The 22,103-nt window shown below is 68.4% G+C and carries 20 protein-coding genes; 5 read left to right on the top strand and 15 right to left on the bottom strand.

What is annotated here, in order from left to right; genetic code table 11:
- The first annotated feature begins 23 nt into the window (after positions 1–23).
- Complete coding sequence (locus tag JJB11_RS15590) at positions 24–1,187, top strand: ABC transporter substrate-binding protein (protein ID WP_201173124.1); 1,164 nt, start codon at positions 24–26, stop codon at positions 1,185–1,187.
- A gap of 132 nt (positions 1,188–1,319) precedes the next feature.
- Here the strand turns inward: JJB11_RS15590 and JJB11_RS15585 are convergent, their stop codons facing one another.
- The 10 genes from JJB11_RS15585 to dusA form a co-directional block, all read right to left on the bottom strand.
- Positions 1,320–3,026 (bottom strand): long-chain fatty acid--CoA ligase, encoded by a 1,707-nt coding sequence (locus JJB11_RS15585; protein ID WP_201173122.1) that lies wholly within the window; start codon positions 3,024–3,026, stop codon positions 1,320–1,322.
- Positions 3,027–3,135: 109 nt separating this feature from the next.
- Positions 3,136–4,314 (bottom strand): Fic family protein, encoded by a 1,179-nt coding sequence (locus tag JJB11_RS15580; RefSeq protein ID WP_201173120.1) that lies wholly within the window; start codon positions 4,312–4,314, stop codon positions 3,136–3,138.
- A gap of 105 nt (positions 4,315–4,419) precedes the next feature.
- Positions 4,420–5,964: an AMP-binding protein gene (locus JJB11_RS15575; RefSeq protein ID WP_201173118.1), complete on the bottom strand. Its 1,545-nt coding sequence runs from the start codon at positions 5,962–5,964 to the stop codon at positions 4,420–4,422.
- Positions 5,961–7,166: a thiolase family protein gene (locus tag JJB11_RS15570; protein ID WP_201173116.1), complete on the bottom strand. Its 1,206-nt coding sequence runs from the start codon at positions 7,164–7,166 to the stop codon at positions 5,961–5,963. The genes JJB11_RS15575 and JJB11_RS15570 overlap by 4 nt, the downstream gene beginning before the upstream one ends.
- Before the next feature lie 72 nt (positions 7,167–7,238).
- Positions 7,239–8,417, bottom strand: coding sequence for an acyl-CoA dehydrogenase (locus tag JJB11_RS15565; RefSeq protein ID WP_201173114.1), 1,179 nt, complete (start codon positions 8,415–8,417; stop codon positions 7,239–7,241).
- Positions 8,418–8,438: 21 nt separating this feature from the next.
- On the bottom strand, positions 8,439–8,849 hold the full coding sequence (locus JJB11_RS15560; RefSeq protein WP_201173111.1) for a RidA family protein: 411 nt from the start codon (positions 8,847–8,849) through the stop codon (positions 8,439–8,441).
- Positions 8,846–9,988, bottom strand: coding sequence for an acyl-CoA dehydrogenase family protein (locus JJB11_RS15555; protein WP_201173108.1), 1,143 nt, complete (start codon positions 9,986–9,988; stop codon positions 8,846–8,848). Before JJB11_RS15555 ends, JJB11_RS15560 begins: the two co-directional genes overlap by 4 nt.
- A gap of 65 nt (positions 9,989–10,053) precedes the next feature.
- Positions 10,054–10,914 (bottom strand): enoyl-CoA hydratase family protein, encoded by an 861-nt coding sequence (locus tag JJB11_RS15550; protein ID WP_201173104.1) that lies wholly within the window; start codon positions 10,912–10,914, stop codon positions 10,054–10,056.
- Positions 10,898–13,234, bottom strand: a complete 2,337-nt coding sequence (locus JJB11_RS15545) for a bifunctional salicylyl-CoA 5-hydroxylase/oxidoreductase (protein WP_201173101.1) — start codon at positions 13,232–13,234, stop codon at positions 10,898–10,900. The genes JJB11_RS15550 and JJB11_RS15545 overlap by 17 nt, the downstream gene beginning before the upstream one ends.
- A gap of 233 nt (positions 13,235–13,467) precedes the next feature.
- Entirely contained in the window at positions 13,468–14,457 is a 990-nt protein-coding gene (dusA, locus tag JJB11_RS15540) for a tRNA dihydrouridine(20/20a) synthase DusA (protein WP_340643157.1), read from the bottom strand.
- A 212-nt stretch (positions 14,458–14,669) separates the two neighbouring features.
- Between dusA and JJB11_RS15535 the strand changes: the two genes are divergently transcribed.
- Entirely contained in the window at positions 14,670–15,083 is a 414-nt protein-coding gene (locus JJB11_RS15535) for an RNA-binding protein (RefSeq protein ID WP_201173098.1), read from the top strand.
- A gap of 62 nt (positions 15,084–15,145) precedes the next feature.
- Here JJB11_RS15535 and phbB read toward each other — a convergent pair whose 3' ends face one another.
- The 3 genes from phbB to JJB11_RS15520 all read right to left on the bottom strand — a co-directional run bounded on the left by phbB (position 15,146) and on the right by JJB11_RS15520 (position 18,911).
- The gene (phbB, locus tag JJB11_RS15530) at positions 15,146–15,883 is read right to left on the bottom strand and encodes an acetoacetyl-CoA reductase (protein ID WP_201173095.1); all 738 of its coding nucleotides are present in this window, start codon (positions 15,881–15,883) and stop codon (positions 15,146–15,148) included.
- A 41-nt stretch (positions 15,884–15,924) separates the two neighbouring features.
- A complete protein-coding gene (locus JJB11_RS15525) occupies positions 15,925–17,106 on the bottom strand; it encodes an acetyl-CoA C-acetyltransferase (protein ID WP_201173092.1) in 1,182 nt (393 codons plus the stop codon).
- 128 nt (positions 17,107–17,234) lie between these two features.
- On the bottom strand, positions 17,235–18,911 hold the full coding sequence (locus tag JJB11_RS15520) for a PHA/PHB synthase family protein (protein WP_201173090.1): 1,677 nt from the start codon (positions 18,909–18,911) through the stop codon (positions 17,235–17,237).
- Between the two features lie 77 nt (positions 18,912–18,988).
- Here JJB11_RS15520 and JJB11_RS15515 point away from each other — a divergent pair, with 77 nt between their 5' ends.
- The gene (locus JJB11_RS15515; protein ID WP_201173087.1) at positions 18,989–19,252 is read left to right on the top strand and encodes a hypothetical protein; all 264 of its coding nucleotides are present in this window, start codon (positions 18,989–18,991) and stop codon (positions 19,250–19,252) included.
- Here the strand turns inward: JJB11_RS15515 and pgeF are convergent.
- Both pgeF and maiA read right to left on the bottom strand, forming a co-directional pair.
- Positions 19,184–19,921 (bottom strand): peptidoglycan editing factor PgeF, encoded by a 738-nt coding sequence (pgeF, locus tag JJB11_RS15510; protein WP_201173084.1) that lies wholly within the window; start codon positions 19,919–19,921, stop codon positions 19,184–19,186. The genes JJB11_RS15515 and pgeF overlap by 69 nt on opposite strands.
- Positions 19,922–19,925: 4 nt before the next feature.
- Positions 19,926–20,567, bottom strand: coding sequence for a maleylacetoacetate isomerase (gene maiA / locus JJB11_RS15505; protein ID WP_201173082.1), 642 nt, complete (start codon positions 20,565–20,567; stop codon positions 19,926–19,928).
- A 57-nt stretch (positions 20,568–20,624) separates the two neighbouring features.
- Between maiA and JJB11_RS15500 the strand changes: the two genes are divergently transcribed.
- Together JJB11_RS15500 and JJB11_RS15495 are read left to right on the top strand one after the other, a co-directional pair.
- Entirely contained in the window at positions 20,625–21,563 is a 939-nt protein-coding gene (locus JJB11_RS15500; RefSeq protein ID WP_201173079.1) for an alpha/beta hydrolase, read from the top strand.
- Between the two features lie 17 nt (positions 21,564–21,580).
- On the top strand, positions 21,581–22,099 hold the full coding sequence (locus JJB11_RS15495; protein ID WP_201173077.1) for a superoxide dismutase family protein: 519 nt from the start codon (positions 21,581–21,583) through the stop codon (positions 22,097–22,099).
- Positions 22,100–22,103: the final 4 nt, after the last annotated feature.

Genomic DNA, 22,103 nt, shown 5'->3' with positions numbered 1-22,103 from the left:
TTCCAACCAAGGAGAGATCCCGCATGACGATGAACCGACGCATCGCGACCGCCGCCGTGGCACTGAGCGCCCTCGCGGCCTGCCTGCCCGCCGCGGCACAGGAAGTCGTGAAGATCGGCTTTTCCGGCCCGCTCTCGGGCGGCGCCGCGCAGTACGGCAAGAACACGCTCGACGGACTGAAGTTCGCGGTCGACGAACTGAACGCCGAGAACTTCCAGGTCGGCGGCAAGAAGGTCACCTTCGACGTGGTCGCCCTCGACGACAAGTACAACCCGAGCGAAACTGCGATCAACTTCCAGCGCCTGGTGCAGGAATCGAAGACGCCGGTGGTGATGTGCCCGCACTCCGGCGGCGGCTTCGCCATCCAGACCAGCAACGATCGCCTCAACGCGCTGCTGCTGTCGTACACCAGCGTGCCCAAGATCACCGCGATGGGCAACAAGCACACGATGCGCATCCCGCCGGACTTCTCGGCGTACGTGAAGCCCTTCGTGGCGTACACCATGAAGCGCTTCGGCAAGAACCTCGCGATCGCGGGCGCCGACCACGAATACGCCAAGGAGTGGACCGCGCTGGTGAAGCCGGCGTGGGAGGCGGCGGGCGGCAAGATCGTGGCCGACAATCCCATGAGCTACAACCGCTCCACCGACTTCTACAGCGGCGTGAGCAAGGCGCTCGCGGCCAAGCCCGACGTGATGTTCATCGGCGGCGCTTCCGAGCCCACGGGCCTCGTGGCCAAGCAGGCACGTGACCTGGGCTTCAAGGGCGGCTTCATCGTCATGGACCAGGCCAAGCTCAACGAGATGAAACCCATCGTCGGCAGCTACGCGGCCCTCGAAGGCGCGGTGGGCGTGCTGCCGGTGATGGAGGACAACTCCGCCAACGTGAAGGCCTGGGTGGCGCGCTGGATGCAGAAGTATCCCGGCCGCGAGCCCGGCTCCGAAGCCAGCCTGAACTACACGGCGATGCGCGTCACGGCGCTCGCGATGCAACTGGCCGGCACGACCAGCGACGCCACCGCGATCCGCGCGAAGCTGGGTGAAGCGATCAAGAAGCTGCCTGCCGCGCAGAACCTGGCCAACTACGACGCGATCGACGCGAACGGCGGCACCAGCGGCGACATCCGCGTGGCCGTGGTCGAGGGCGGCAAGCTCAAGGAAGTGAAGCTGACCGAACTCGGGAAGTAGGCTGGGGCGGCGTAGGCTGGGGCGGCCGCAGGCCGCCGCCGGTGAGCGCGTGGCGCGAACCCCAGCGGTTTGCGCGGCGCGCGCTGCTGGGGTTCGCGCCGCTCACCTCCCGCGGCCTCCGGCCGCGCCAGCCTACGAGGCCTGGCGGTCCTTCGCGTCCTGCTGCTCCTGCAGTTCCCGCCACATCACCTTGCCGCTGCCGCTGCGCGGCAGCGAATCCACGAACTCCACGATCCGCGGCGCCTTGTAGGCGGCCATGTGCTCGTGGCACCACTGCGTGATCTCCTGCGGCGTCGGTTCCTGCGCGAGTCCGCGCCGCAGCACCACCAGCGCCTTCACCGTCTCGCCGCGGCGGGGGTCGCGCGCGGCGATGACGCAGGCCTCCTGGATCGCCGGATGGTGGTGCATCAGCGCTTCCACTTCCGCCGGCCAGACCTTGAAGCCGCTCGCGTTGACCATGCGCTTCAGGCGATCGGTCATGAAGAAGTAGCCGTCCTCGTCCACGCGCCCGAGGTCGCCGGTGCGCAGGAACCGCTTGCCGTCGATCTCGAGGAAGGCTTCGGCCGTGGCCTGCGGATTGCGCCAGTAGCCCTGCATCACCTGCGGCGCGTGCACGATGATCTCGCCCGTCTCTCCGGGCGGCACCGCACCCAGGGTAGCCGGATCCACCAGCCGCGAGTCGACGTCGTACATGGGGATGCCCAGGCACTGCGGCTTGGGACGCTGCGGCGGATTGAGGTGGGTCGCGGCGAGCGTCTCCGACATGCCGTAGCCCTCGACGAAGTCCAGGCCGGTGAGCGACTTCAGGCGCGCCGCGACGGCTTCGGGCATCGCCGCGCCGCCGCCGCGGATGCCGATGAGGCTGCTCAAGTCGTAGTCACCGATGCGCGGGTTCGAGACCATGTCGATCACCATCGTCGTGATCGCCTGCCAGGTCTGCACGCGATAGCGCTGTATGCATTGCGCCGCGGCGTCGCGGTCCCACCGTGGCAGCAGCACGATCGTGCCGCCGGCATACAGCGGCCCGTTCATCCCGCCGGCCATGCCCGTCACGTGGAAGAAAGGCAGCACCGAGAGCGCCACCCAGTCCTGCGTGCGCCCGAACCACTGCACGCCCTGCACTGCCGTCGTCATCACGCTGCGGTGCGTGTGCATGCAGCCTTTCGGCTGGCCCGTCGTGCCCGACGTGTACGGCATCACGGCGAGATCGTCGGGGCCGGCGCGCATCGCTGCCGGCGTGCGCGCGGCGGCGAGCATCTCATGCCAAGCGACGAGACCCTCGCCTTCCAGCGGCACGCGAGGAGCCGCCACGAACTCCGGCACCTGCAGGTCGGTCTGCGCCGTCAGGTGGTCGCTGTAGGTCGCGACGATCGCGCGCTGCAGGCCGTCGGGCCCGCCCACCAGCGGCCGCATCAGCGGCAGCAGGTCCTGCGCGACGAAGGCGACCTTCGCGCCCGCGTCCTGCACGTAGTGGCGCAGTTCCTCCGTCTTGTTCATCGGATTCACCGGGACCACGACCGCGTCGGCGCGCAGGATGCCGTAATAGGCCAGCACCCATTGGGGGCTGTTCTGCATGTCCAGCAGCACGCGGTCGCCGGGCTGCACCCCGCAGTCCTGCTGCAGGAAGCCGGCGATGCGCTCGGCCTGCGCGCGGAACTGCGCGAACGTGAGCACGCTGTCGTAGAAGACGATGAAAGGCTTGTCCGGAAAGCGCGTCGCCGCGACCTCGGCGTTGTAGAAGAGGTGCGTCTGCGGCAGCGTGAGGTGGGTGGACTGGCCCGTGGGCCAGAAAGGCAGGTGCCGCGTCTCCGGGCGCGGCGTGGAAGCGGGACACTGCATGACGGAAGCGTACCGCGAGACCAAAGTCCCGGACCGCTGTGGCGTCTCACCAGCGACAGCCGAATCGGACATCTGCGCGCGCAAGCTGTCCACGCGCTCGCGGCGGCGATCAACCCGCCGGGGGCGTATCGTTGAATAGAGCGATGTAGGGGGCGTAGCGGAACCGCCGGTTGCGCGTGTAGCCGGTCATCTCCTGCAGGACTTCGAGCTGCACGAGCCGGCCGACGAGCTGGTTCGCGGCCGCATACGTGGTGCCGGTGATGCCCTGCACATCCGCTACTGTGACGATGGGACGGTCGAAGAGCGACTCCAGCACGCGGTGGCCGCTGCCGGCGGCGCGACCGAGGTGCTCGGTGATCGCGCTTCGGTGCTGCTCTCGCAAGTGCAGGATGCGGCGCGCGGTTTCGGTCGCTTCGTGCGCCACCTCCACCACGCCGCGAAGGAAGAAGGCGAGCCACGATTCCCATTCGCCCCGGTCGCGCACTGCTTGCAGGTGCTCGTAGTACTCTTGCCGATGACGCTTGAAGTAGTGCGACAGGTACAGCACGGGCTTGTGCAAAACCTGTCGTTCCGTGAGCAGGAAGGTGATCAGCAGGCGTCCCACGCGGCCGTTGCCGTCCAGGAAGGGGTGGATGGTCTCGAACTGGACATGGGCCAGCCCAATCTTCACCAACGGCGGAAGATCGTCATCCCGGTGCAGGAAGTTCTCGAGGGCGCCGAGTGCCTGCGGAACCTCGTGCTGCGGGGGAGGCACGAAGGTGGCGGTCGCCAGCGTGCAGCCGGCGGGGCCGATCCAGTTCTGGCTGGTACGCAGCTCACCCGGGGTCAGGCGGCCTCCGCGCACGCCTTGCATCAACTCGGAATGAATCTCGCGAATGAGCCGCACGGAGACCGGCAGTTCGGCGAGGCGTGCCAGACCATGCTTCATCGCCCGGACGTAGTTGACGACCTCGTCCACGTCGCGCGGCATGTTCTCGTCGAAGATCTGCGCCTCGGCGGAAAGCAGGTCCTGCAAGGAGCTCTGTGTCCCCTCGATCTGGCTGGAAAGCACGGCCTCCTTGCGCACGTACATGAGCACGAAGAGGTCCGGGTTCGGCAACGTCAGGACGGACCCGTCCAACCGCCCCAAGGCACGGTCGGCTGCCGACAGCAGGCGCTGCAAGTCACCCGTCAGCTCCACCGGCGGGTCCGGCGGCAGCGCCGCGGGATGGAAAGCTCGATAGCCCGTAGGCTGGGCAATGTAGCGACCGGCGCGGTGCGCGTGGGCGGGGCCTGCGGCATGCGCCATGTGAAAGGCTGGCTCCTGTATGGGCAGAGTTTGGAGCCGTATGATAGCCAGCCTATAACAAGACGCAAGGCTGGGCTGCCTGTTATAGGCAGCGCGCCTCGCACCTCAGCCGCGCACGCGCGCCTTCAGCACCTTCTTGTCGGTCTTGTTCACGCCGGTCTTCGGCAGCGCCTCCAGCGGCTCGATCCGCGCGGGCACCTTGTAGCGCGCGAGTTGCCCGGCGCAGAACGCCTTGAGCGCTTCCTCGTCGAAAGCGCGTCCCGGCCGCAGCACCACGAAGGCGCGCAGGACCTCGCCGCGGTAGGCGTCGGGTTGGCCGACGACCGCGGCCTCGGCGACATCGGGGTGCGTGAACAGCACCTCCTCCACTTCGCGCGGGTACACGTTGTAGCCCCCGACGATCACCAGGTCCTTCTTGCGGTCGCGGATGTAGAGGTAGCCGTCCGCATCGAATTCGCCGATGTCGCCGGTGTAGAGCCAGCCATCGCGCAGCGCCTCCTTGGTTTCGGCCGGCAGGTTCAAGTAGCCGCTCATGAGCTGCGGGCCGCGTGCGCGGATCTCGCCGCGCTCTCCGGTCGGCAGCACCCGCTTGCCCTGCTCCAGGTCGACGACCTGCAGTTCGGTGCCGGCGACCGCGATGCCCACCGAGCCGACCTTCACCGGGCCGCGGACAGGATTGAAACTCAGCACCGGACCCGCCTCCGTCTGGCCGTAGCCCTCGTAGATGGGCGCGCCCGTCGCGGCCTGCCAGCGCTCCAGCGTCTCGCGCGACAGCGCGGCGGAGCCGGAATAGCAGGTGTGCACGCGCGACCAGTCCGTGCGCGCAAAGGCTTCGTGCTGCATCAGGCCGGTGAAGATCGTCGGGCTGCCCGGGAAGATGGTGATGCGCTCCCGCGCGATGGCGTCCAGCAGGCGCTCGGGGTGGTAGCCCGCCTGCACGACCAGCGTGCTGCCCGAGTTGCCGCAAAGAAACAGGCCCATGGCCATCGCATAGGAATGGAACAGGGGCATCACGCACAGCACGCGCTCGCGCCCGCGCGCGACCGGCAGCAGGCTGTCGCGCTGGGCGACGTTGGTGGCGAGCGCGCGGTGCGTGAGGATCACGCCCTTGGGAAAGCCGGAGGAGCCGCCGGTGTACTGCAGCAGGCCGGGCACGTCCGCGTCGGGCAGCCACTCGGGCGGAATCGCCAGCGATGGGTCGGCCCGCCACGCCTCGAATTTCGCGGAGAGCCCGGAGGCGCGCAGCAGCGTGCAGCCGGGACGCTGCGCCAGCAGCGGCTGCACGCGCCCGGCGAGTGCGTCGTCTACGAGCAGCAGCCGCGGCGCCGCATCGCGCAACATGTAGTCGAGCTCGCGCGGCGTGTAGAGCGGATTGAGGGGCACCAGCTGTGCACCGGCCGCGGCGACGGCGTAAGGCGCCGCGCACGCGAGCAGCGAATTCGGCAGCAAGGTGGCCACGCGCGTACCTGCTGCGCCCTGTGCGCGCAGCAGCGCGGCCAGGCCGGCCACGACGCGCCGCAACTCCGCATAAGTCCAGGTGGTGCCTTCGAACACCACCGCTTCGTGATCCGGAAAGGCCGCAGCCGTGTCCTGGAGCATCGCGAGGATGCTCGCATGCACCCGTCCCGCGCTGCCGGCCAGCGCGCTCATCGCGCGCCGTCCACCTTCAGGAGCACGCTCATCGCCGTGTCGCCCGCGGCGCAGCCGGTGAACAGGCCGATGCCGCCGCCGTCCTGCACCATCTCCTCGATCAGCTCGATCACGCTGCGCAGGCCGGTGGGACCTTGCGGATGGCCCCACACCAGCGAGCAGCCGTAGCGGTTGATGCGATCGAGCGCAAAGCCCATCTCGCGCGACAGCACGATGTCGTTCACCGCGAAGGGGTTGTGCGTCTTCACGTGGGTGACCTGCGCGGCTTCCATGCCGGCCTGGAGCAGCGCCGCGCGCGCGGCCGGCACCGGGGCGAGCGGCATGTGCGCCTTCTCCACGCGCGCCTGGCCGAAGGCAAGCAGTTCGATCATGATTTCGGGTCGCGTGGACAAGGCCCTCGCCTGCTCGCGCGAGCCCACGAACATCGCCGCATGGCCATCCGCGGGGTGCGTCTGCCCGCCATAGCTGATCGTGCCGCCGGGCAGCACCGGCTCCAGTTTCGCCAGGCCTTCGCGCGTGGTCGCGTGCACGCCTTCGTCACCCGCGAGCCTGGCCACGGTCTTGCGCAGGCGCGCGTCCGGCACCTCGAACGGCAGCCGCATGTAGCGGCGCTGGAACGCGTGGTCGTCGGCCAGCGCGTCCTGGTATTGCGCATAGCGCAGCAGCGTGACCTCGTCCTGTTCCGCCTTCGAGATTCCGTGCTTGCGCGCGGCGTTCTCGCCGGTCTGCACCATCGCCACCTTGGCGAACGGGTCCTCGCGGAAGTTGTCCAGCACCCAGTTCTCGCTGCGCCCGCTGCCGCCGGGGCCTTGGGGGTCAGGGTAGTAGAGCTGCGGTCCGTTGCTCACGCGGTCGGCCGTGAGCACGAAGGCGCACGACGCGCGCCCTGCGTTCACTTCATCGGCGGCCATGGCGAGGCAGCGTGCCGACGTCGCGCAGGCCTGCGCGACCGAGGGTCCGCCGACGCCTTCGAAACCCATCAGGCCCATGGCCCAGGGCAGTCCGTAGAACGAGCCCTGCTGCGGCACCGTGAGGCCCAGCACGCCATAGTCGATCGGCGCGTCCTGCAAGCCACGCGCCTGCAGTTCGCGCCGGCTGTTCCACGCGGCGAACTCCAGGCTGTGCAGGTGCGCGAGCGCGCCTTGCCAGCGCGCGAAGGGCGTGGACCAGTACTGGCCGTAGGGGATGAAGGCAGAGGACATGGGTTGAGGTCCTTGCGGAGGGTGGAGCGCCCCCACCCCGGCCCTCCCCCAGGGGGGAGGGAGAGGAGAACGTCAGAAGGCGGCGATGCCGGTCTGGGCGCGGCCCAGGATCAGCGCGTGGATGTCGTGCGTGCCCTCGTAGGTGTTCACGACTTCCAGGTTCACCAGGTGGCGCGCCACGCCGAATTCGTCGCTGATGCCGTTCCCGCCCATCATGTCGCGCGCCAGCCGCGCGATGTCCAGCGCCTTGCCGCAGGAGTTGCGCTTCATGATCGAGGTGATCTCCACGCTCGCCGTGCCCTCGTCCTTCATGCGGCCCAGGCGCAGGCAGCCTTGCAGCCCCAGCGTGATTTCGGTCTGCATGTCGGCCAGCTTCTTCTGCACCAGCTGGTTGGCCGCGAGCGGCTTGCCGAACTGCTTGCGGTCGATCACGTACTGGCGCGCGCGGTGCCAGCAGTCCTCCGCCGCACCCAGCGCGCCCCAGGCGATGCCGTAGCGCGCGGAGTTCAGGCAGGTGAACGGGCCCTTCAGGCCGCGTACCTCGGGGAAGGCGTTCTCCTCGGGGCAGAACACTTCGTCCATCACGACCTCGCCGGTGATGGAGGCGCGCAGGCCCACCTTGCCGTGGATGGCAGGCGCCGTCAGGCCCTTCCAGCCCTTCTCCAGCACGAAGCCGCGGATCGAACCTTCGTCGTCCTTGGCCCAGATGACGAACACATCGGCGATCGGGCTGTTGGAGATCCACATCTTGGAGCCGGTGAGCTTGTAGCCGCCGTCGACCTTGCGGGCGCGCGTGATCATGCTCGCCGGGTCGGAGCCGTGGTTCGGCTCGGTCAGGCCGAAGCAGCCGATCCACTCGCCGGTCGCGAGCTTCGGCAGGTACTTCTGCTTGGTCTGCTCGTTGGCGAATTCGTTGATCGGCACCATCACCAGCGAAGACTGCACCGACATCATCGAGCGGTAGCCGGAGTCCACGCGCTCGACTTCGCGGGCGATGAGGCCGTAGCACACGTAGTTCAGGCCGGCGCCGCCGTACTGCTCGGGGATTGTGGGACCCAGCAGGCCCAACTCGCCCATCTCGCGGAAGATGGCCGGGTCGGTTTTCTCGTGGCGGAAGGCTTCCAGCACCCGAGGCGCCAGCTTGTCCTGGCAGTACGCGCGGGCGGCGTCGCGCACGGCGCGCTCGTCGTCGGTGATCTGCTGCTCGAGCAGCAGGGGGTCGTCCCAGTGGAACGAAGCTTTGGCGGCCATGAAACTCTCCGGTTCAGTGGGTCAGTCTGGCAGGACTGCAGTGCATTCGATCTCGACCTTGGCGCGGTCCTCGATCAGGGCGCGCACCTCCACGGCCGTCATGGCGATGGTGTAGCTGCCGATGATCTCGCGGAACGCCTGGCCCACCGCGCGGGCGGCGGCCAGGTATTCGCGCTTGTCGGTCACGTACCAGGTCATCCGGACGATATTCTCGCCTGTCCCGCCGGCGGCCTTCAGCACGTCGGCGACATTCTGCAGAGCCAGCCGGGCCTGCTCGCCGAAGTCGTCGCTGTGGAAGCGCTGGTCGCCGTCCCAGCCGATCATCCCGGCGATGAACAGCATGCGCCCCTTCGCGATGACGCCGTTGGAGTAGCCCTTGGGGCGAGCCCATCCCTCGGGGAGGACGGCTTGGGGTCTGGATTCCTGGGTCATGACTTCACTTCCTTGAGCAATTCGCGCGCGATGATCAGCTGCTGCACCTCGGTGGCGCCTTCGTAGATGCGCAGGCTGCGGATTTCCCGGTACAGCTGTTCGACCGGCTCGCCGCTCTTCACGCCCAGGCCGCCGAACATCTGCACGGCCGCGTCGATGACCTGCTGCGCGCCTTCGGTGGCAGCCATCTTGGCCATGGCGGCTTCCTTCGTGACGGTCCGGCCCTGGTCGCGCAGCCACGCGGCGCGGTAGACCAGCAGCGCGGCGCTGTCGATCGTGGTCGCCATCTGCGCGAGCTTCGCCTGCGTGAGCTGGAAATCGGCCAGCGTGCCGTTGAACATCCTGCGCGTGGTCGCCCGGTGCAGCGCCTCGTCGAGCGCGCGGCGCGCGAATCCCAGCGCCGCGGCCGCGACCGAAGTGCGGAACACGTCCAGCGTGCGCATCGCCACCTTGAAGCCTTCGCCGGCTGCGCCGACGCGGTTGCCCAGCGGTACGCGGCAGTTCGTGAACTTCAGGCGTGCGAGCGGATGCGGCGCGATCACCTCGATGCGCTCGGCGATCTCGAAGCCCGGCGTGCCGGCTTCGACGATGAACGCGGAGATGCCACGCGCACCCGGCGCCTCGCCGGTGCGGCAGAACACCACGTAGAAGTCCGCGATGCCGCCGTTGGAGATCCAGGTCTTCTCGCCATCGAGGATCGCGTGATCGCCTTCCACGCGTGCGGCGCACTGCATGCTCGCGACGTCCGAGCCGGCGTCCGGCTCGGACAAGGCGAAGGCGGCGATGGCCTCGCCGCGCGCCACGCGCGGCAGCCAGCGCTCCTTCTGCGCGGGCGTGCCTTGCAGGCTGATTGCGCCGGAGCCGAGTCCCTGCATCGCAAACGCAAAGTCGGCGAGGCCGTTGTGGCGGCCCAGCGTTTCGCGCAGCAGGCAGATGGCGCGCGTGTCGATGCGGTCGCCGACGGCGTGCTGGAGCCAGCCGGCCCCGCCGAGCTTGCGAACGAGTTCCTTGCACGATGCATCCACATCCGGACCGTGGATGTGCGCGACGTGTTCGGCGGCCCAAGGGTCGAGCTCGCGCTGCAGCTTGCGGTGCCGGTCTTCGAAGAAGGGCCAGTCGAGGTAGGTGGTGTCGCTCACTTCAATTGCCCTCACCCCGGCCCTCTCCCAGAGGGAGAGGGTGAGGAATGTGCTTCGCATTCATTTCAATTGCCCTCGAACTTCGGCTTCTGCTTCGCCACGAAGGCTTCGTAAGCGCGGGTGAAGTCCTGCGTCAGCATGCACAAGGCCTGCGCCTGCGCTTCCGACTCGATCGCCTGCTCGATCGTCATGGCCCATTCCTGGTGCAGCATGGTCTTGGTGATGCCGTTGGCGAAGGTCGGGCCTTCGACCAGCTGGCGGGCCAATGCCTGCGCCTCTTGCACCAGCGCCTCGGGCGTGCAGAGGCGGTTGAAGAAGCCCCAGCGCTCGCCCTCTTCTCCGCCGAGCGAGCGGCCGGTGTACAGCAGCTCGCTTGCCCGGCCCTGGCCGATGATTCGCGGCAGCATCGCGCAGGCGCCCATGTCGCAGCCGGCGAGGCCCACGCGGTTGAACAGGAAGGCGGTCTTGCTGCGCGCGGTGCCGTAGCGGATGTCCGAGGCCATCGCGACGATCGCACCGGCGCCGGCGCACACGCCGTCGATGGCGGCCACGACGGGCTGCGGACAGGCCCGCATTGCCTTCACCAGGTCACCGGTCATGCGCGTGAACATCAGCAGTTCCGGCGCCTTCAGCCGCACCAGCGGACCGATGATCTCGTGCACGTCGCCGCCGGAGCAGAAATTGCCGCCGGCGCCGGTGACCACCACCGCGTGCACATCGGTCGCGTACTTCAGTTGCCCGAACAGGTCGCGCAGTTCCGCGTACGAATCGAAGGTGAGCGGGTTCTTGCGCTCGGGCCGGTTCAGCGTGACCGTGGCCACGCCCTGGTCCACGGCCCAGAGGAAATGTTCGGCGCGGTAGCCCGCGAGCTGCTTGCGGTTGCCCGCGGCCAGCGCCGGGTCGACGCGCTCAGTTGAATCGTTCAAGGGGGGTCTCCTGTGCTGCGGCCAGCATGCGTTCACGTTCGAGGTTGCGTTCGAGCTGCTGCTTGCCCGAAAGGTACTGCTTCGGCCAGGCCACGTCGTGGTAGCCGATCTTCGCCGCTTCCAGCAGCGCCCAGGCGGGATTCGCCAGGTGCGGCCGGGCGACGGCGCAGAGGTCCGCGCGTCCCGCGGCGATGATGCTGTTGACGTGGTCGGCTTCCGAGATGGCGCCCACGGCCATGGTCGCGATGCCGGCCTCGTTGCGGATGCGATCGGCGAACGGCGTCTGGTACATGCGGCCGTACACCGGCTTCTGCTTCTTGCTCACCTGGCCCGAGGAGCAGTCGATCAGGTCGGCGCCGGCCGCCTTGAAGGCGCGGGCGATCTCCACGGCGTCGTCGGGCGTGATGCCGCCTTCGACCCAGTCGTGCGCGGAGATCCGCACCGACATCGGCTTGTCCTGCGGCCACACGGCGCGCATCGCCCGGAACACTTCCAGCGGGTAGCGCAGGCGGTTCTCCAGCGAGCCGCCGTAGTCGTCGGTGCGCTGGTTGGTCAGCGGCGAGATGAAGGCGGAGAGCAGGTAGCCGTGCGCGCAGTGCAGCTCCAGCCAGTCGAAGCCGGCTTCCACCGCGTAGCGGGTGGCGCGCACGAAGTCGTCCCGCACGCGGTCCATGTCGGCGCGGGTCATGGGCTTGGCCCAGTCGCTCACGCCGTCGATGTACTGCTCGGGCGAGGCCGACAGCAGCGGCCAGTTGCCGGACGCGAGCGGCTGGTCCTCGCCTTCCCATGGCACGCGCGTGGAGCCCTTGGGACCCGCGTGGCCCAGCTGCATCGCGATCTTCGCGTCGCTGTTCGCATGCACGAAGTCCACGATGCGCTTCCAGCCGTCGCGCTGCTGCGGGCTCCACAGCCCGGGACAGCCGGGGGTGATGCGGGCGTCGGGACTAGTGCAGGTCATCTCCGCGACGACCATCCCCGCGCCCCCCATGGCGCGCGCGCCGAGGTGCACCAGGTGGTAGTCCCCCGGCAGCCCGTCGACGCAGGAGTACTGCGCCATCGGCGAAACGACGACGCGGTTCTTGAGCGTGACGCCGCGCAGCGTGAACGGCGTGAACATCGGCGGCACGGACTGCTGCACGGCGGTGCGATGCAGGCCGGAGCGCTCGGCGATCCAGTCCTCGTAGTGCTCCACGTAGTCCTTGTCGCGCAGGCGCAGGTTCTCGTGGCTGATGCGCTGGCTGCGCGTGAGCAGCGAGTACGCGAACTGCTCGGGCGGCAGGTTCACATAGCGCTTCACGTTCTCGAACCATTCGGTGGAGTTGCGCGCGGCGTTCTGGATCTTCAGCACCTCCACGCTGCGCACGTCCTCGTACTCCTGCAGCGCCTGCTTCAGGTCGCCCGGGTGGCGGCCGATGCAGCGGGCCAGCTCGATGGAATCCTCCAGCGCCAGCTTGGTGCCGGAGCCGATCGAGAAATGCGCGGTGTGCGCCGCGTCGCCCATCAGCACCACTGGGGCGCGGCCGTTGTCGTGCACCCAGGTCTTGCACACCACGCGCGGGAACTTGATCCACTGCGCCGAGCCGCGCAGGTGCGACGCGTTCGACATCAACCGATTGCCATCGAGGTACTTCGCGAACAGCTTCTCGCAGAAGGCGATGGACTCTTCCTTCTCCATCTTGTCCATACCGGCCTTGAGCCACACGTCCTCCGGCGCCTCCACGATGAACGTGGAGGTGTCGCCGTCGAACTGGTAGGCGTGCGCCTGGAACCAGCCGAAGGGCGTCTCCTCGAAGGCGAAGGTGAAGGCGTCGAACTTCTTGTGCGTGCCCAGCCAGACGAAGCGGCACTTGCGCAGGTCGATGTCGGGCTGGTAGCTCGCCGCGTACTTTGCGCGGATGCGGCTGTTCAGGCCGTCGCTGGCGATGACGAGGTCGGCGTCCGGATAGTCCTGGTCGCCTTGCGCGTCGGTCTCGAACACCAGCTCCACGCCCAGATCCTCGCAGCGGCGCTGCAGGATGTTCAGCAGCCGCTTGCGGCCGATGCCGCAGAAGCCGTGGCCGCCCGACACGACCTTGTGCCCGCGGATGTTGACCTCGATGTCATCCCAGTGGTTGAAGGCGCCCAGGATCTCGCCCGCAGTCTCGGGGTCCGCCGCCTGCAGGTTGCCCAGCGTCTGGTCGGAGAACACCACGCCCCAGCCGAAGGTGTCGTAGGGCTTGTTCCGCTCGACGACGCGGATGCGGTGCGTGGGGTCCTGCTTCTTCATGAGAAGCGCGAAGTACAGACCCGCCGGGCCGCCGCCGATGCAGACGATGTTCATGGAATTGCTCCAGGCCTAGATATTTTAAGTTTAAAGCAATTGGGCGGGCCGACGCAAGCGGTGCACGGCAAGCTGGGGTTCGCTGCGCTCACCACCAGCCTACACCGTGGCCAGTTCGTGGGCTGGGGTGTCGCAGCAACCGCGGCAATCCAGCACGTAGGCTGGGGTGACGCAGGAACCCCAGCGATCCAGCGGCGCGCAGCAAGCTGGGGTTCGCTGCGCTCACCGCCAGCCTACACCGCGGCCAGCGTCTGACCTTCGTGCGCAAGGCGCATCACTTCCCGCGGCGGCTCGCCTTTCAGGCGGTGGTCGCTCCAGACCTGGCGCCAGCGCCGCGCACCCGGCAAGCCGTTGTACAGGCCCATCATGTGCCGCGCGATGGAATGCCAGGGCGTGCCGCGCTCACGGTGCTCCCGCTCCATGTACGCGACCATCGCCTCCTCCACCTCCTGGCGTGACAGCGAGGAAGGCCCGGCGCCGTAGTACAGCGCGTCCCAGTGCGCCAGCCACCATGGGTGGTGGTAGGCCTCGCGCCCGATCATCACGCCGTCGAGCAGCTCGAGCTGCTCGCGCACTTCCTCGTCGCTGGTGATGCCGCCGTTCGTGCAGATCACCAGTTGCGGGAATTCGCGCTTCAGCCGCTCGACGAGCGCGTGCCGCAGGGGCGGCACCTCGCGGTTTTCCTTGGGCGACAGGCCCTTCAGCCAGGCATTGCGCGCATGAACGATGAAGACGCCGCAGCCGGCCGCTGCCACCGTGCCCACGAAGTCGCGCACGAACTCGTAGCTCTCCACCTTGTCGATCCCGATGCGGTGCTTCACGGTCACCGGCACGCTCACGGCGTCCACCATCGCCTTGACGCAGTCGGCCACCAGGGCCGGCTCCGCCATCAGGCAGGCGCCGAAGGCGCCGCGCTGGACGCGCTCGCTGGGACAGCCGCAGTTGAGGTTGATTTCGTCATAGCCCCACTCGACGCCCAGCTTGGCGCAGTGCGCCAGGTCCGCCGGCTCGCTGCCGCCGAGCTGCAGCGCCACCGGGTGTTCGCTCGAATCGAAGTCGAGGTGGCGCGGCACGTCGCCGTGCAGCAGCGCCCCGGTCGTGACCATCTCCGTATAGAGCCGCGCACGCCGGCTGAGCAGCCGGTGGAAGAAGCGGCAGTGCCGGTCCGTCCAGTCCATCATGGGCGCCACGCTGAGGCGCCAGCCATCCTTGTCTTTCGTCACCCCGCGACTGTACGCGCTGCCCTCCCCACCCGCCCGGGTCGGCTCCAGGGGCGGCCCACCGCGGGACGTTGCAACGGGCGGAAACGCGGGCGCGGCGAGCTCATCATCGAGAACATCGACGCCTGAGCGCACTCCCCTGAATGGCCCAGGGTCTTGGCCCAAGCGCCCAGCGCGCGCCTATGCTGGACTCCGTTCGGCCAAGGAGTGCGGCGATGAAGACATTTTCGATCGGCGCCGGCATGACCAACATGCGCGGTGTGTTCTATCCCACGGGCCACATGGTGCTGATGTTCCCCACCGAGCGGGACGCGCGACGCGCCTGCGAGTTGCTGCGGGCGGACGGCGTATCGGACGACGACCTGTGCGTCGCGCACCCGCAGGAGTTCGAGCGCCAGATCAGCGACGCCATCGACGAGTCCGAGGACCTGCTGCCCTCGGTGGCCACCGAAGTGGACACCGCGCGGCGGTTCCGCCACCTCGCGCACCAGGGACACCACGCGCTGATCGTGCACGCGTCGGCGGCGACGACGTCGGAGCACGTGCTGCAGGTGCTGCGCGATCTCCCGATCAGCTACGGCCAGCGTTACCGCAGGCTGGTCATTGAAGACCTCGTGGCCAGCCGCTGAAACGGCGAGGCCCCGCAAGCGGGGCCTCCTGGCAGCGGTGTGGCGGCGCGGGCCGCCGCGCCTCAACCCATGTGCAAGCCGCCGTTGACGGAGAAGTCCGCACCGGTGGTGTAGCCGCTTTCCTCACCGGCCAGCCACGCGATGATGGACGCGATCTCGCTCGGCTCGCCCAGGCGCTTGACCGGGATGGTGGCGACGATCTTGTCCAGGACGTCCTGGCGGATCGCCTTGACCATGTCGGTGCCGATGTAGCCCGGGCTCACCGTGTTGACGGTCACGCCCTTGTTGGCGAGTTCCTGCGCCAGCGCCATCGAGAAGCCGTGCATGCCGGCCTTGGCCGCGGAGTAGTTGGTCTGCCCGGCCTGGCCCTTCTCGCCGTTGACCGAGGAGATGTTGATGATGCGGCCCCAGCCCTTTTCCACCATGTCGCCCACGACCTGCTTGGTCACGTTGAACATGGAGTTGAGGTTGGTCTCGATCACCGCGTCCCAGTCCTCGCGCGTCATCTTGAGGAACATGCGGTCGCGGGTGATGCCGGCGTTGTTCACCAGCACGTCTATGCCGCCGTGCTCCGCCTTGGCCTTGCCGAACGCTTCGACCGTCGAGTCCCAGTCACCGACGTTGCCGACAGACGCGTAGAACGTGTAGCCCAGCGCCTTCTGCTCGTTCAGCCATTTGCCGAAGTCGCGCGTGGGGCCGCAGCCGGCGATCACCTTGAAGCCCTCCTTGTGCAGGCGCTGGCAGATGGCGGTGCCGATGCCGCCCATGCCGCCGGTCACGTAGGCAACTTTCTGGGTCATGTTCCTCTCCTGTCGGTTCGCTGGAAAATCATTCTGCGCGTTCACGCGCGCTCGACGGCGAGGGAAACCCCCATGCCGCCGCCGATGCACAGCGCGGCCACGCCCTTCTTCGAGCCGCGACGCTGCATCTCATACAGCAGCGTCACCAGGATGCGGGCGCCGGACGCGCCGATCGGGTGGCCGATCGCGATCGCGCCGCCGTTGACGTTGACCTTGGCCGGATCGATGTCCAGCGCCTTGTTGACGGCGCAGGCCTGGGCCGCGAAGGCTTCGTTCAGCTCGAACAGGTCCACTTCCGAGGCCTTCCAGCCGGCGCGCTGCAGCGCCTTCTTCGTGGCGGGCACCGGGCCCATGCCCATCGTCTTGGGATCGAGGCCGGTGGTGGCGAAGGCCTTGATCGTCGCCAGCGGCGTCAGGCCCAGTTCCTTGGCCTTCTTGGCGCTCATCACCACCACGGCGGCGGCGCCGTCGTTCAGGCCGGACGCGTTGCCCGCGGTGACCGTGCCGGCCTTGTCGAAGGCAGGACGCAGCCCCGCCAGCGCTTCGGCGCTGGTCTTCTTGTTGATGAACTCGTCGCTGGCGAACTGGACGGGGTCGCCCTTCTTCTGCGGGATCGGGACCGTGACGATCTCGTCCTTGAACTTGCCCGCGTCCTGCGCGGCGGCGGCCTTCTGCTGGCTGCCCAGCGCCAGCGCATCCTGCGCGGCGCGGTCGATGTTCTGTTCCTTCGCGACGTTCTCGGCCGTGACGCCCATGTGGTACTGGTTGTAGACGTCCCAGAGGCCGTCGACGATCATGGTGTCCTGCAGCTTCCAGTCGCCCATGCGCTGGCCGTCACGGGAGTTGGGCAGCACGTGCGGCGCGGCGCTCATGTTCTCCTGGCCGCCGGCCACCACGATCTCGCTGTCGCCCCAGGCGATCGCCTGGGCGGCCAGCATCACGGCCTTCAGGCCGGAACCACACACCGCGTTGATCGTCAGCGCAGGCACTTCCTTGGGCAGGCCGGCCTTCAGCGAAGCCTGGCGCGCCGGGTTCTGTCCGGCGCCGGCGGCCAGCACCTGGCCCATGATCACTTCGCCCACTTGCGCGGGATCGACCTTGGCGCGCGCGAGCGCTTCCTTGATCACGATCGCGCCGAGCTCAGTCGCGGGAATCTTGGCGAGCGAGCCGCCGAACTTGCCGACGGCGGTGCGCACGGCGGAAACGATGACGATGTCTTCCATGGGGGACTCCTGAGGGGCTGGAGGCTAGGGGCTAGGGACTAGGGGACTAGGGGGCTTGGGGTTTGGGGCTAGGGGCTGGGTGGTTGAGGAGCGTTTCCCCGGAACCTGGCCTCCAGCCCCTGCGAAAGCTACGCTTTCGCCTTCACATAGCGGCCGGGTGCCGGTTCAATGGCCTTGTACTTGCCGGCTCGGCCATAGGTCTTCGGAGCGGGAATCTGCTTGCCCGCCTGCGGCTTGAGCCAGCTCGCCCAGTCGGGCCACCAGCTGCCGGCGTGCTCCTTCGCACCGGCGACCCAGGCGTCGAAGTTTTCCGGCAGCTTGTCGTTGGTCCAGTACGAGCGCTTGTTCTTCGCCGGCGGATTGATCACGCCGGCGATGTGGCCGGAGGCGCCCATCACGAAGCGCTTCTTGCCCGGCAGGTGCTTCACCGACAGGTACGCGGCCTGGACCGGCACGATGTGGTCCTCGCGGGACCCGTAGAAGAAGACCGGGATGTCGACGTTGCTCAGGTCCACCTTCTCGCCGCAGACCGTGAGCTTGCCCGGCTTCACCAGGTTGTTCTCGAGGTAGGTGTTGCGCAGGTACCAGGTGTACATGGGCCCCGGCAGGTTGGTCGCGTCGCTGTTCCAGTAGAGCAGGTCGAAGGGCGGCGGGCTCTCGCCCTTGAGGTAGTTGCCGACGACGTAGTTCCAGACCAGGTCGTTGGGCCGCAGGAAGCTGAAGGTGGACGCGAGTTCCTGGCCCTTGAGCAGGCCCTTCGTGCCCATCATCATCTCGCGCATCTTCACCGAGGCCTCGTCCACGAACACGTCGAGAACGCCGGTGTCACTGAAGTCGAGCATGGCGGTGAGGAAGGTCGCGGACGCGACCGGCTTTTCCTTGCGCGCGGCGAGCACCGCCAGCGCGGTGCCGAGGATGGTGCCGCCGACGCAGAAGCCCAGCGCATTGATCTGCTTCGCGCCCGAGATGTCCTGCACCACCGAGATCGCCCTGATCGCGGCGTCCTCGACGTAGTCGTCCCAGGTCTTGTCTTCCATCGAGGCGTCCGGGTTGCGCCAGCTCACGACGAAGGTGCGATGCCCCTGCTCCACCAGGTAGCGGATCAGCGAGTTCTCCGGCTGCAGGTCGAGGATGTAGAACTTGTTGATGCAGGGCGGCACGACCAGGAACGGACGCTCGTACACCTGCCTGGTGAGCGGCTTGTATTCGATCAGCTGGAACAGGTCGTTCTCGAACACCACCGCGCCTTCGGTGCTGGCCACGTTCTGGCCCACCTCGAACGCGCTCTCGTCGGTCATCGACACGCGCCCGACCTGCAGGTCCGCCAGCAGGTTTTGCACGCCGCGGGCGATGCTCTCGCCCTTGGTCTCCAGCGCCTTCTGCTGCGCTTCGGCGTTCAGGGCCATGAAGTTGCTGGGCGCCGAAGCGGCCATCCATTGCTCCACGGCGAAGCGCAGGCGCGCCTTCGTCTTCGCGTCCGTGTCGGCGGCCTCGGCCAGGCCCAGCAGCGTGCGCGCGTTCAGCAGGTACACCGCGGCGGAGAATGCCGCCACCGGATTGCGCGACCAGGCGTCGCTGGCGAATCGCTTGTCGCCCGACTTGCGTTCGCCGAGTCCCTCGTTCCAGAGATCGGAGGCCTCCCGCACGTAGGCTTGCTGCAGTTCCATCAGCTTGGCCGGCTCGAAGCGCAGGGCAGGAAAGCCCGTGGCGCCTTGCTGGAAAGCCTGCAGCGCCTGCGACCATTGCTGGCCGACGCCCTGCTGGAACTGGCGGGCCTGAGCAGCCCAGTCCACGTGAGAATCCATACCTGTCTCCTGACTTTTTTGCCGGCCCGAAGTATCCCATCATCCATGTTGCACTGCAACATTCTTTCGGCGGAAGCATGTACCTCATCGTCGTCGGCTGGATCTACGTCGCCCTCATGATGGCGGTGGCGGAAGCGAACCATCCGGACGGCACCGTCCTCGGCGCCGTCGTCACCTTTGTACTCTATGGAGTCGGTCCTGTCGCCCTTTTGATGTACCTCATGGGCAGGCCGGCGCGGCGCGCTGCCCGGCTGCGGCGCGAAGCCCAGGCGTCAGTCGCGCCAGATGCCGGCGGCGAACCGCCCGCTGACCCGGTCCCGCCGGTGCGAGAAGAACCGTGAGACCTGGGCGACGGTCGACCACGGCAGGCTGCCGTCATTGCCTTGCACCGCGCCGATGCCGAGCCTGGCCAGGCGCCTGCGCGCGAGGACCTGCAGGTCGGCGAGGAACTTGCCCTCACCATAGGGAGTGAAGGCGAAAGCGGCGCCGGGGTCGGAGTCCACGAAGGCACTGCGTACCTCCGGGCCCACCTCGAAGGCCTCCGGCCCGATGCACGGGCCCAGCCAGGCGGTCGCCGTGCCGGGGTGCGCGCCGCCCTGCTCCATCGCCTGCCACAGCGCCTCGATCACGCCGCCGGCCAGTCCGCGCCAGCCGCAGTGCGCCGCCCCGACCACGCGGCCATCGGCGGCCGCCAGCAGCACGGGCAGGCAATCCGCGACCATCATCGTGCAGGCCACGCCGCTCTCGGTGGTCCAGCAGGCATCGGCCTCGGTGCCATCGGCGGTCTCGCGCGTGAGCCGCACGACGCCGCGCCCATGCACCTGCTGCAGGAACACCGGTCGCGTACCGATCTGCGTGGCCAGCCGGCGGCGGTTCTCCGCCACCGCCGCCGGCTCGTCGCCGACGTGATCACCCAGGTTCAGGGATGCATAGGCTCCGGACGAGACACCGCCCGCGCGCTCGCTGCAGAACGCGTGCACGCCCGCCGGCAGGTCCCACTGCGGCGTCACGGCCTCAACCTTCGTTGTCCGGGCAGTTCGAGGGTTGGGCTCGCTGGAACGCCGGCAGCTTCATGCACGCGTCGAAAGCCGCCATGGTGCGCGGCAGCCCGCTGAAGTCCACGTCGAAGCGCTTGCCGTTGAAGATCTGCGGCACCAGGCAGCAGTCCGCCAGCGAAGGCGTATCGCCGAAGGAGAAGGTGGAGGCGGGCAGTCGCTGCAACTCGGCCTCGTACGCCTCCAGGCCGCTGCGCACCCAGTGCCGGTACCAGGTGTTCTTCGCCTCCTCGGTCACCTTCATGTCGCGCACGAGGTACTTCAGCACGCGCAGGTTGTTCAGCGGATGGATCTCGCAGGCGATCAGCTGCGCCAGCGCCCGCACCCGGGCGCGGCCCAGCGGGTCCTTCGGCAGCAGCGGCGGCTCGGGGTGCGTCTCGTCCAGGTATTCGATGATGGCCATCGACTGGCCGATCACCTCGCCGGAGTCCGTCTCCAGCGCCGGGACGAGCCCCGAAGGAGAGACGGCGGCGTAGCGCTCGGACTTGTGCTCGCCCTTGACGAGGTGCACCGGCAGGTAGTCGTACGCCAGGCCCTTGAGCTCCAGCGCGATGCGCACCCGGAAGGAGGCGGAGGAGCGGAAATAGTTGTGGAGCTTCATGGACTCGAAGCATAAACAACTCTCCTCTACACTGCGGCGAAACCACCGGAGACGAGCATGCTGCATCCTCAGGCCCGGGCGCTGCTGCGCCTGATCGAAGAGAAGGGCGTGCCGGCGACGCACACCCTCAGCGTCGAGCAAGCGCGCGCGCTGTACCGCGATCGGCGCACGTACACGCAGCCCGAGCCGCCCCCGGTGGCCTTGGTGCGCGACCTGGAGGCGCGCGGCCCGGCGGGGCCGATCCCGCTGCGCAGCTACCGGCCCGCCGGCTCGCCTGCCGACGCCGCCCTGCCGGTGCTCGTCTACTACCACGGCGGCGGCTGGGTGATCGGCGACCTGGACACGCACGACACGTTGTGCCGGCAGCTCGCCAACCTGTCCGGCTGCGCGGTGATCGCGGTCGATTACCGCATGGGCCCCGAGCATCGCTTCCCGGCCGCGGTGGACGACTGCATCGCAGCGACGCGCTGGGTCCGCGCGAACGCCGCGGCATTGAAGGTCGACCCCGGGCGACTGGCCGTCGGCGGCGACAGCGCCGGCGGCAACCTCGCGGCGGTGGTCGCGCTCGCGGCGCGTGACAACGGCGACCTGCCGATCGCGTTCCAGCTGCTGATCTATCCGGCGACGGACCAGCGCCGCGGCGCGCCCTCGCACACCAGCAATGGCGAGGGCTACCTGCTCACGCGCGACACGATGAACTACTTTCACGACCACTACATCGCCGACCCGGCGCAGGACCTCGACTGGCGCGCCTCGCCGCTGCTGCACGCCGACCATGCACGCCTGCCGCCGGCGTTCGTGCTCACCGCGGGCTACGACCCGCTGCGCGACGAAGGGCTGCAGTACGCGCAGAAGCTGTCCGAGGCCGGCAACCGGGCGGCGCTGGTGAACTTCGAGCGGCAGATCCACGGCTTCATCCTGATGGGCCGCGTGATCGACGAAGCGAACGTCGCGGTGCAACTGTGCGCCGCGCAGTTGCGGCAGGCGCTGGCCTGAAGCGAGGAGGGAACGCCATGCGCCACCTCATCGCCTGCGCCACTGCCTTGCTGCTGGCGGCCTGCTCCCACATGAACGGCCCGACGGGCGCCACTGCACGCGCGGTCCTCTCGCCAACCGTCGGAAACAGTGCATCGGGCACCCTGTACTTCACGCAGCAAGGCGACCGGGTGCTGGTCTCCGGCGAAATCAGCGGGCTCAAGCCGGACGCGGAACACGGTTTCCACATCCACGAGAAGGGCGACTGCTCCAGCCCCGACGCCATGAGCGCCGGCGGCCACTACAACCCCGGCAAGCATGCGCACGGACGCTACGACCAGCGCGAGCACCATGAAGGCGACCTCCCGAGCTTGCGCGCCGATGCGGCGGGGGTCGCCCACGTCAACTTAGTATCCGCCGACTTCGGTGTCGGCACCGGCGAGCACAACGTGATCGGCCGCAGCGTGGTGGTGCATCGCGACCCGGACGACTTCACGTCGCAGCCCGCCGGCAACTCGGGCCCGCGCCTCGCATGCGGCGTCATCCAGCACTCCTGAAGCC

It is taken from the genome of Ramlibacter ginsenosidimutans, assembly GCF_016654015.1.
Lineage (GTDB): Bacteria > Pseudomonadota > Gammaproteobacteria > Burkholderiales > Burkholderiaceae_C > Ramlibacter > Ramlibacter ginsenosidimutans.
This window is presented reverse-complemented; position numbering and strand designations above follow the sequence as displayed.

Excerpts from the sequence above, each read along its gene's own strand:
- JJB11_RS15570 (WP_201173116.1), bottom strand. The coding sequence starts at position 7,166 with ATGTCCTCTGCCTTCATCCCCTACGGCCAGTACTGGTCCACGCCCTTC.
- JJB11_RS15515 (WP_201173087.1), top strand. The coding sequence starts at position 18,989 with ATGTACCTCATCGTCGTCGGCTGGATCTACGTCGCCCTCATGATGGCG.
- JJB11_RS15585 (WP_201173122.1), bottom strand. The coding sequence starts at position 3,026 with ATGCAGTGTCCCGCTTCCACGCCGCGCCCGGAGACGCGGCACCTGCCT.
- phbB (WP_201173095.1), bottom strand. The coding sequence starts at position 15,883 with ATGACCCAGAAAGTTGCCTACGTGACCGGCGGCATGGGCGGCATCGGC.
- JJB11_RS15500 (WP_201173079.1), top strand. The coding sequence starts at position 20,625 with ATGCTGCATCCTCAGGCCCGGGCGCTGCTGCGCCTGATCGAAGAGAAG.
- JJB11_RS15545 (WP_201173101.1), bottom strand. The coding sequence starts at position 13,234 with ATGAACATCGTCTGCATCGGCGGCGGCCCGGCGGGTCTGTACTTCGCG.
- JJB11_RS15565 (WP_201173114.1), bottom strand. The coding sequence starts at position 8,417 with ATGGCCGCCAAAGCTTCGTTCCACTGGGACGACCCCCTGCTGCTCGAG.
- JJB11_RS15590 (WP_201173124.1), top strand. The coding sequence starts at position 24 with ATGACGATGAACCGACGCATCGCGACCGCCGCCGTGGCACTGAGCGCC.
- maiA (WP_201173082.1), bottom strand. The coding sequence starts at position 20,567 with ATGAAGCTCCACAACTATTTCCGCTCCTCCGCCTCCTTCCGGGTGCGC.
- JJB11_RS15560 (WP_201173111.1), bottom strand. The coding sequence starts at position 8,849 with ATGACCCAGGAATCCAGACCCCAAGCCGTCCTCCCCGAGGGATGGGCT.
- JJB11_RS15580 (WP_201173120.1), bottom strand. The coding sequence starts at position 4,314 with ATGGCGCATGCCGCAGGCCCCGCCCACGCGCACCGCGCCGGTCGCTAC.
- JJB11_RS15520 (WP_201173090.1), bottom strand. The coding sequence starts at position 18,911 with ATGGATTCTCACGTGGACTGGGCTGCTCAGGCCCGCCAGTTCCAGCAG.
- JJB11_RS15535 (WP_201173098.1), top strand. The coding sequence starts at position 14,670 with ATGAAGACATTTTCGATCGGCGCCGGCATGACCAACATGCGCGGTGTG.
- JJB11_RS15525 (WP_201173092.1), bottom strand. The coding sequence starts at position 17,106 with ATGGAAGACATCGTCATCGTTTCCGCCGTGCGCACCGCCGTCGGCAAG.
- JJB11_RS15495 (WP_201173077.1), top strand. The coding sequence starts at position 21,581 with ATGCGCCACCTCATCGCCTGCGCCACTGCCTTGCTGCTGGCGGCCTGC.
- JJB11_RS15575 (WP_201173118.1), bottom strand. The coding sequence starts at position 5,964 with ATGAGCGCGCTGGCCGGCAGCGCGGGACGGGTGCATGCGAGCATCCTC.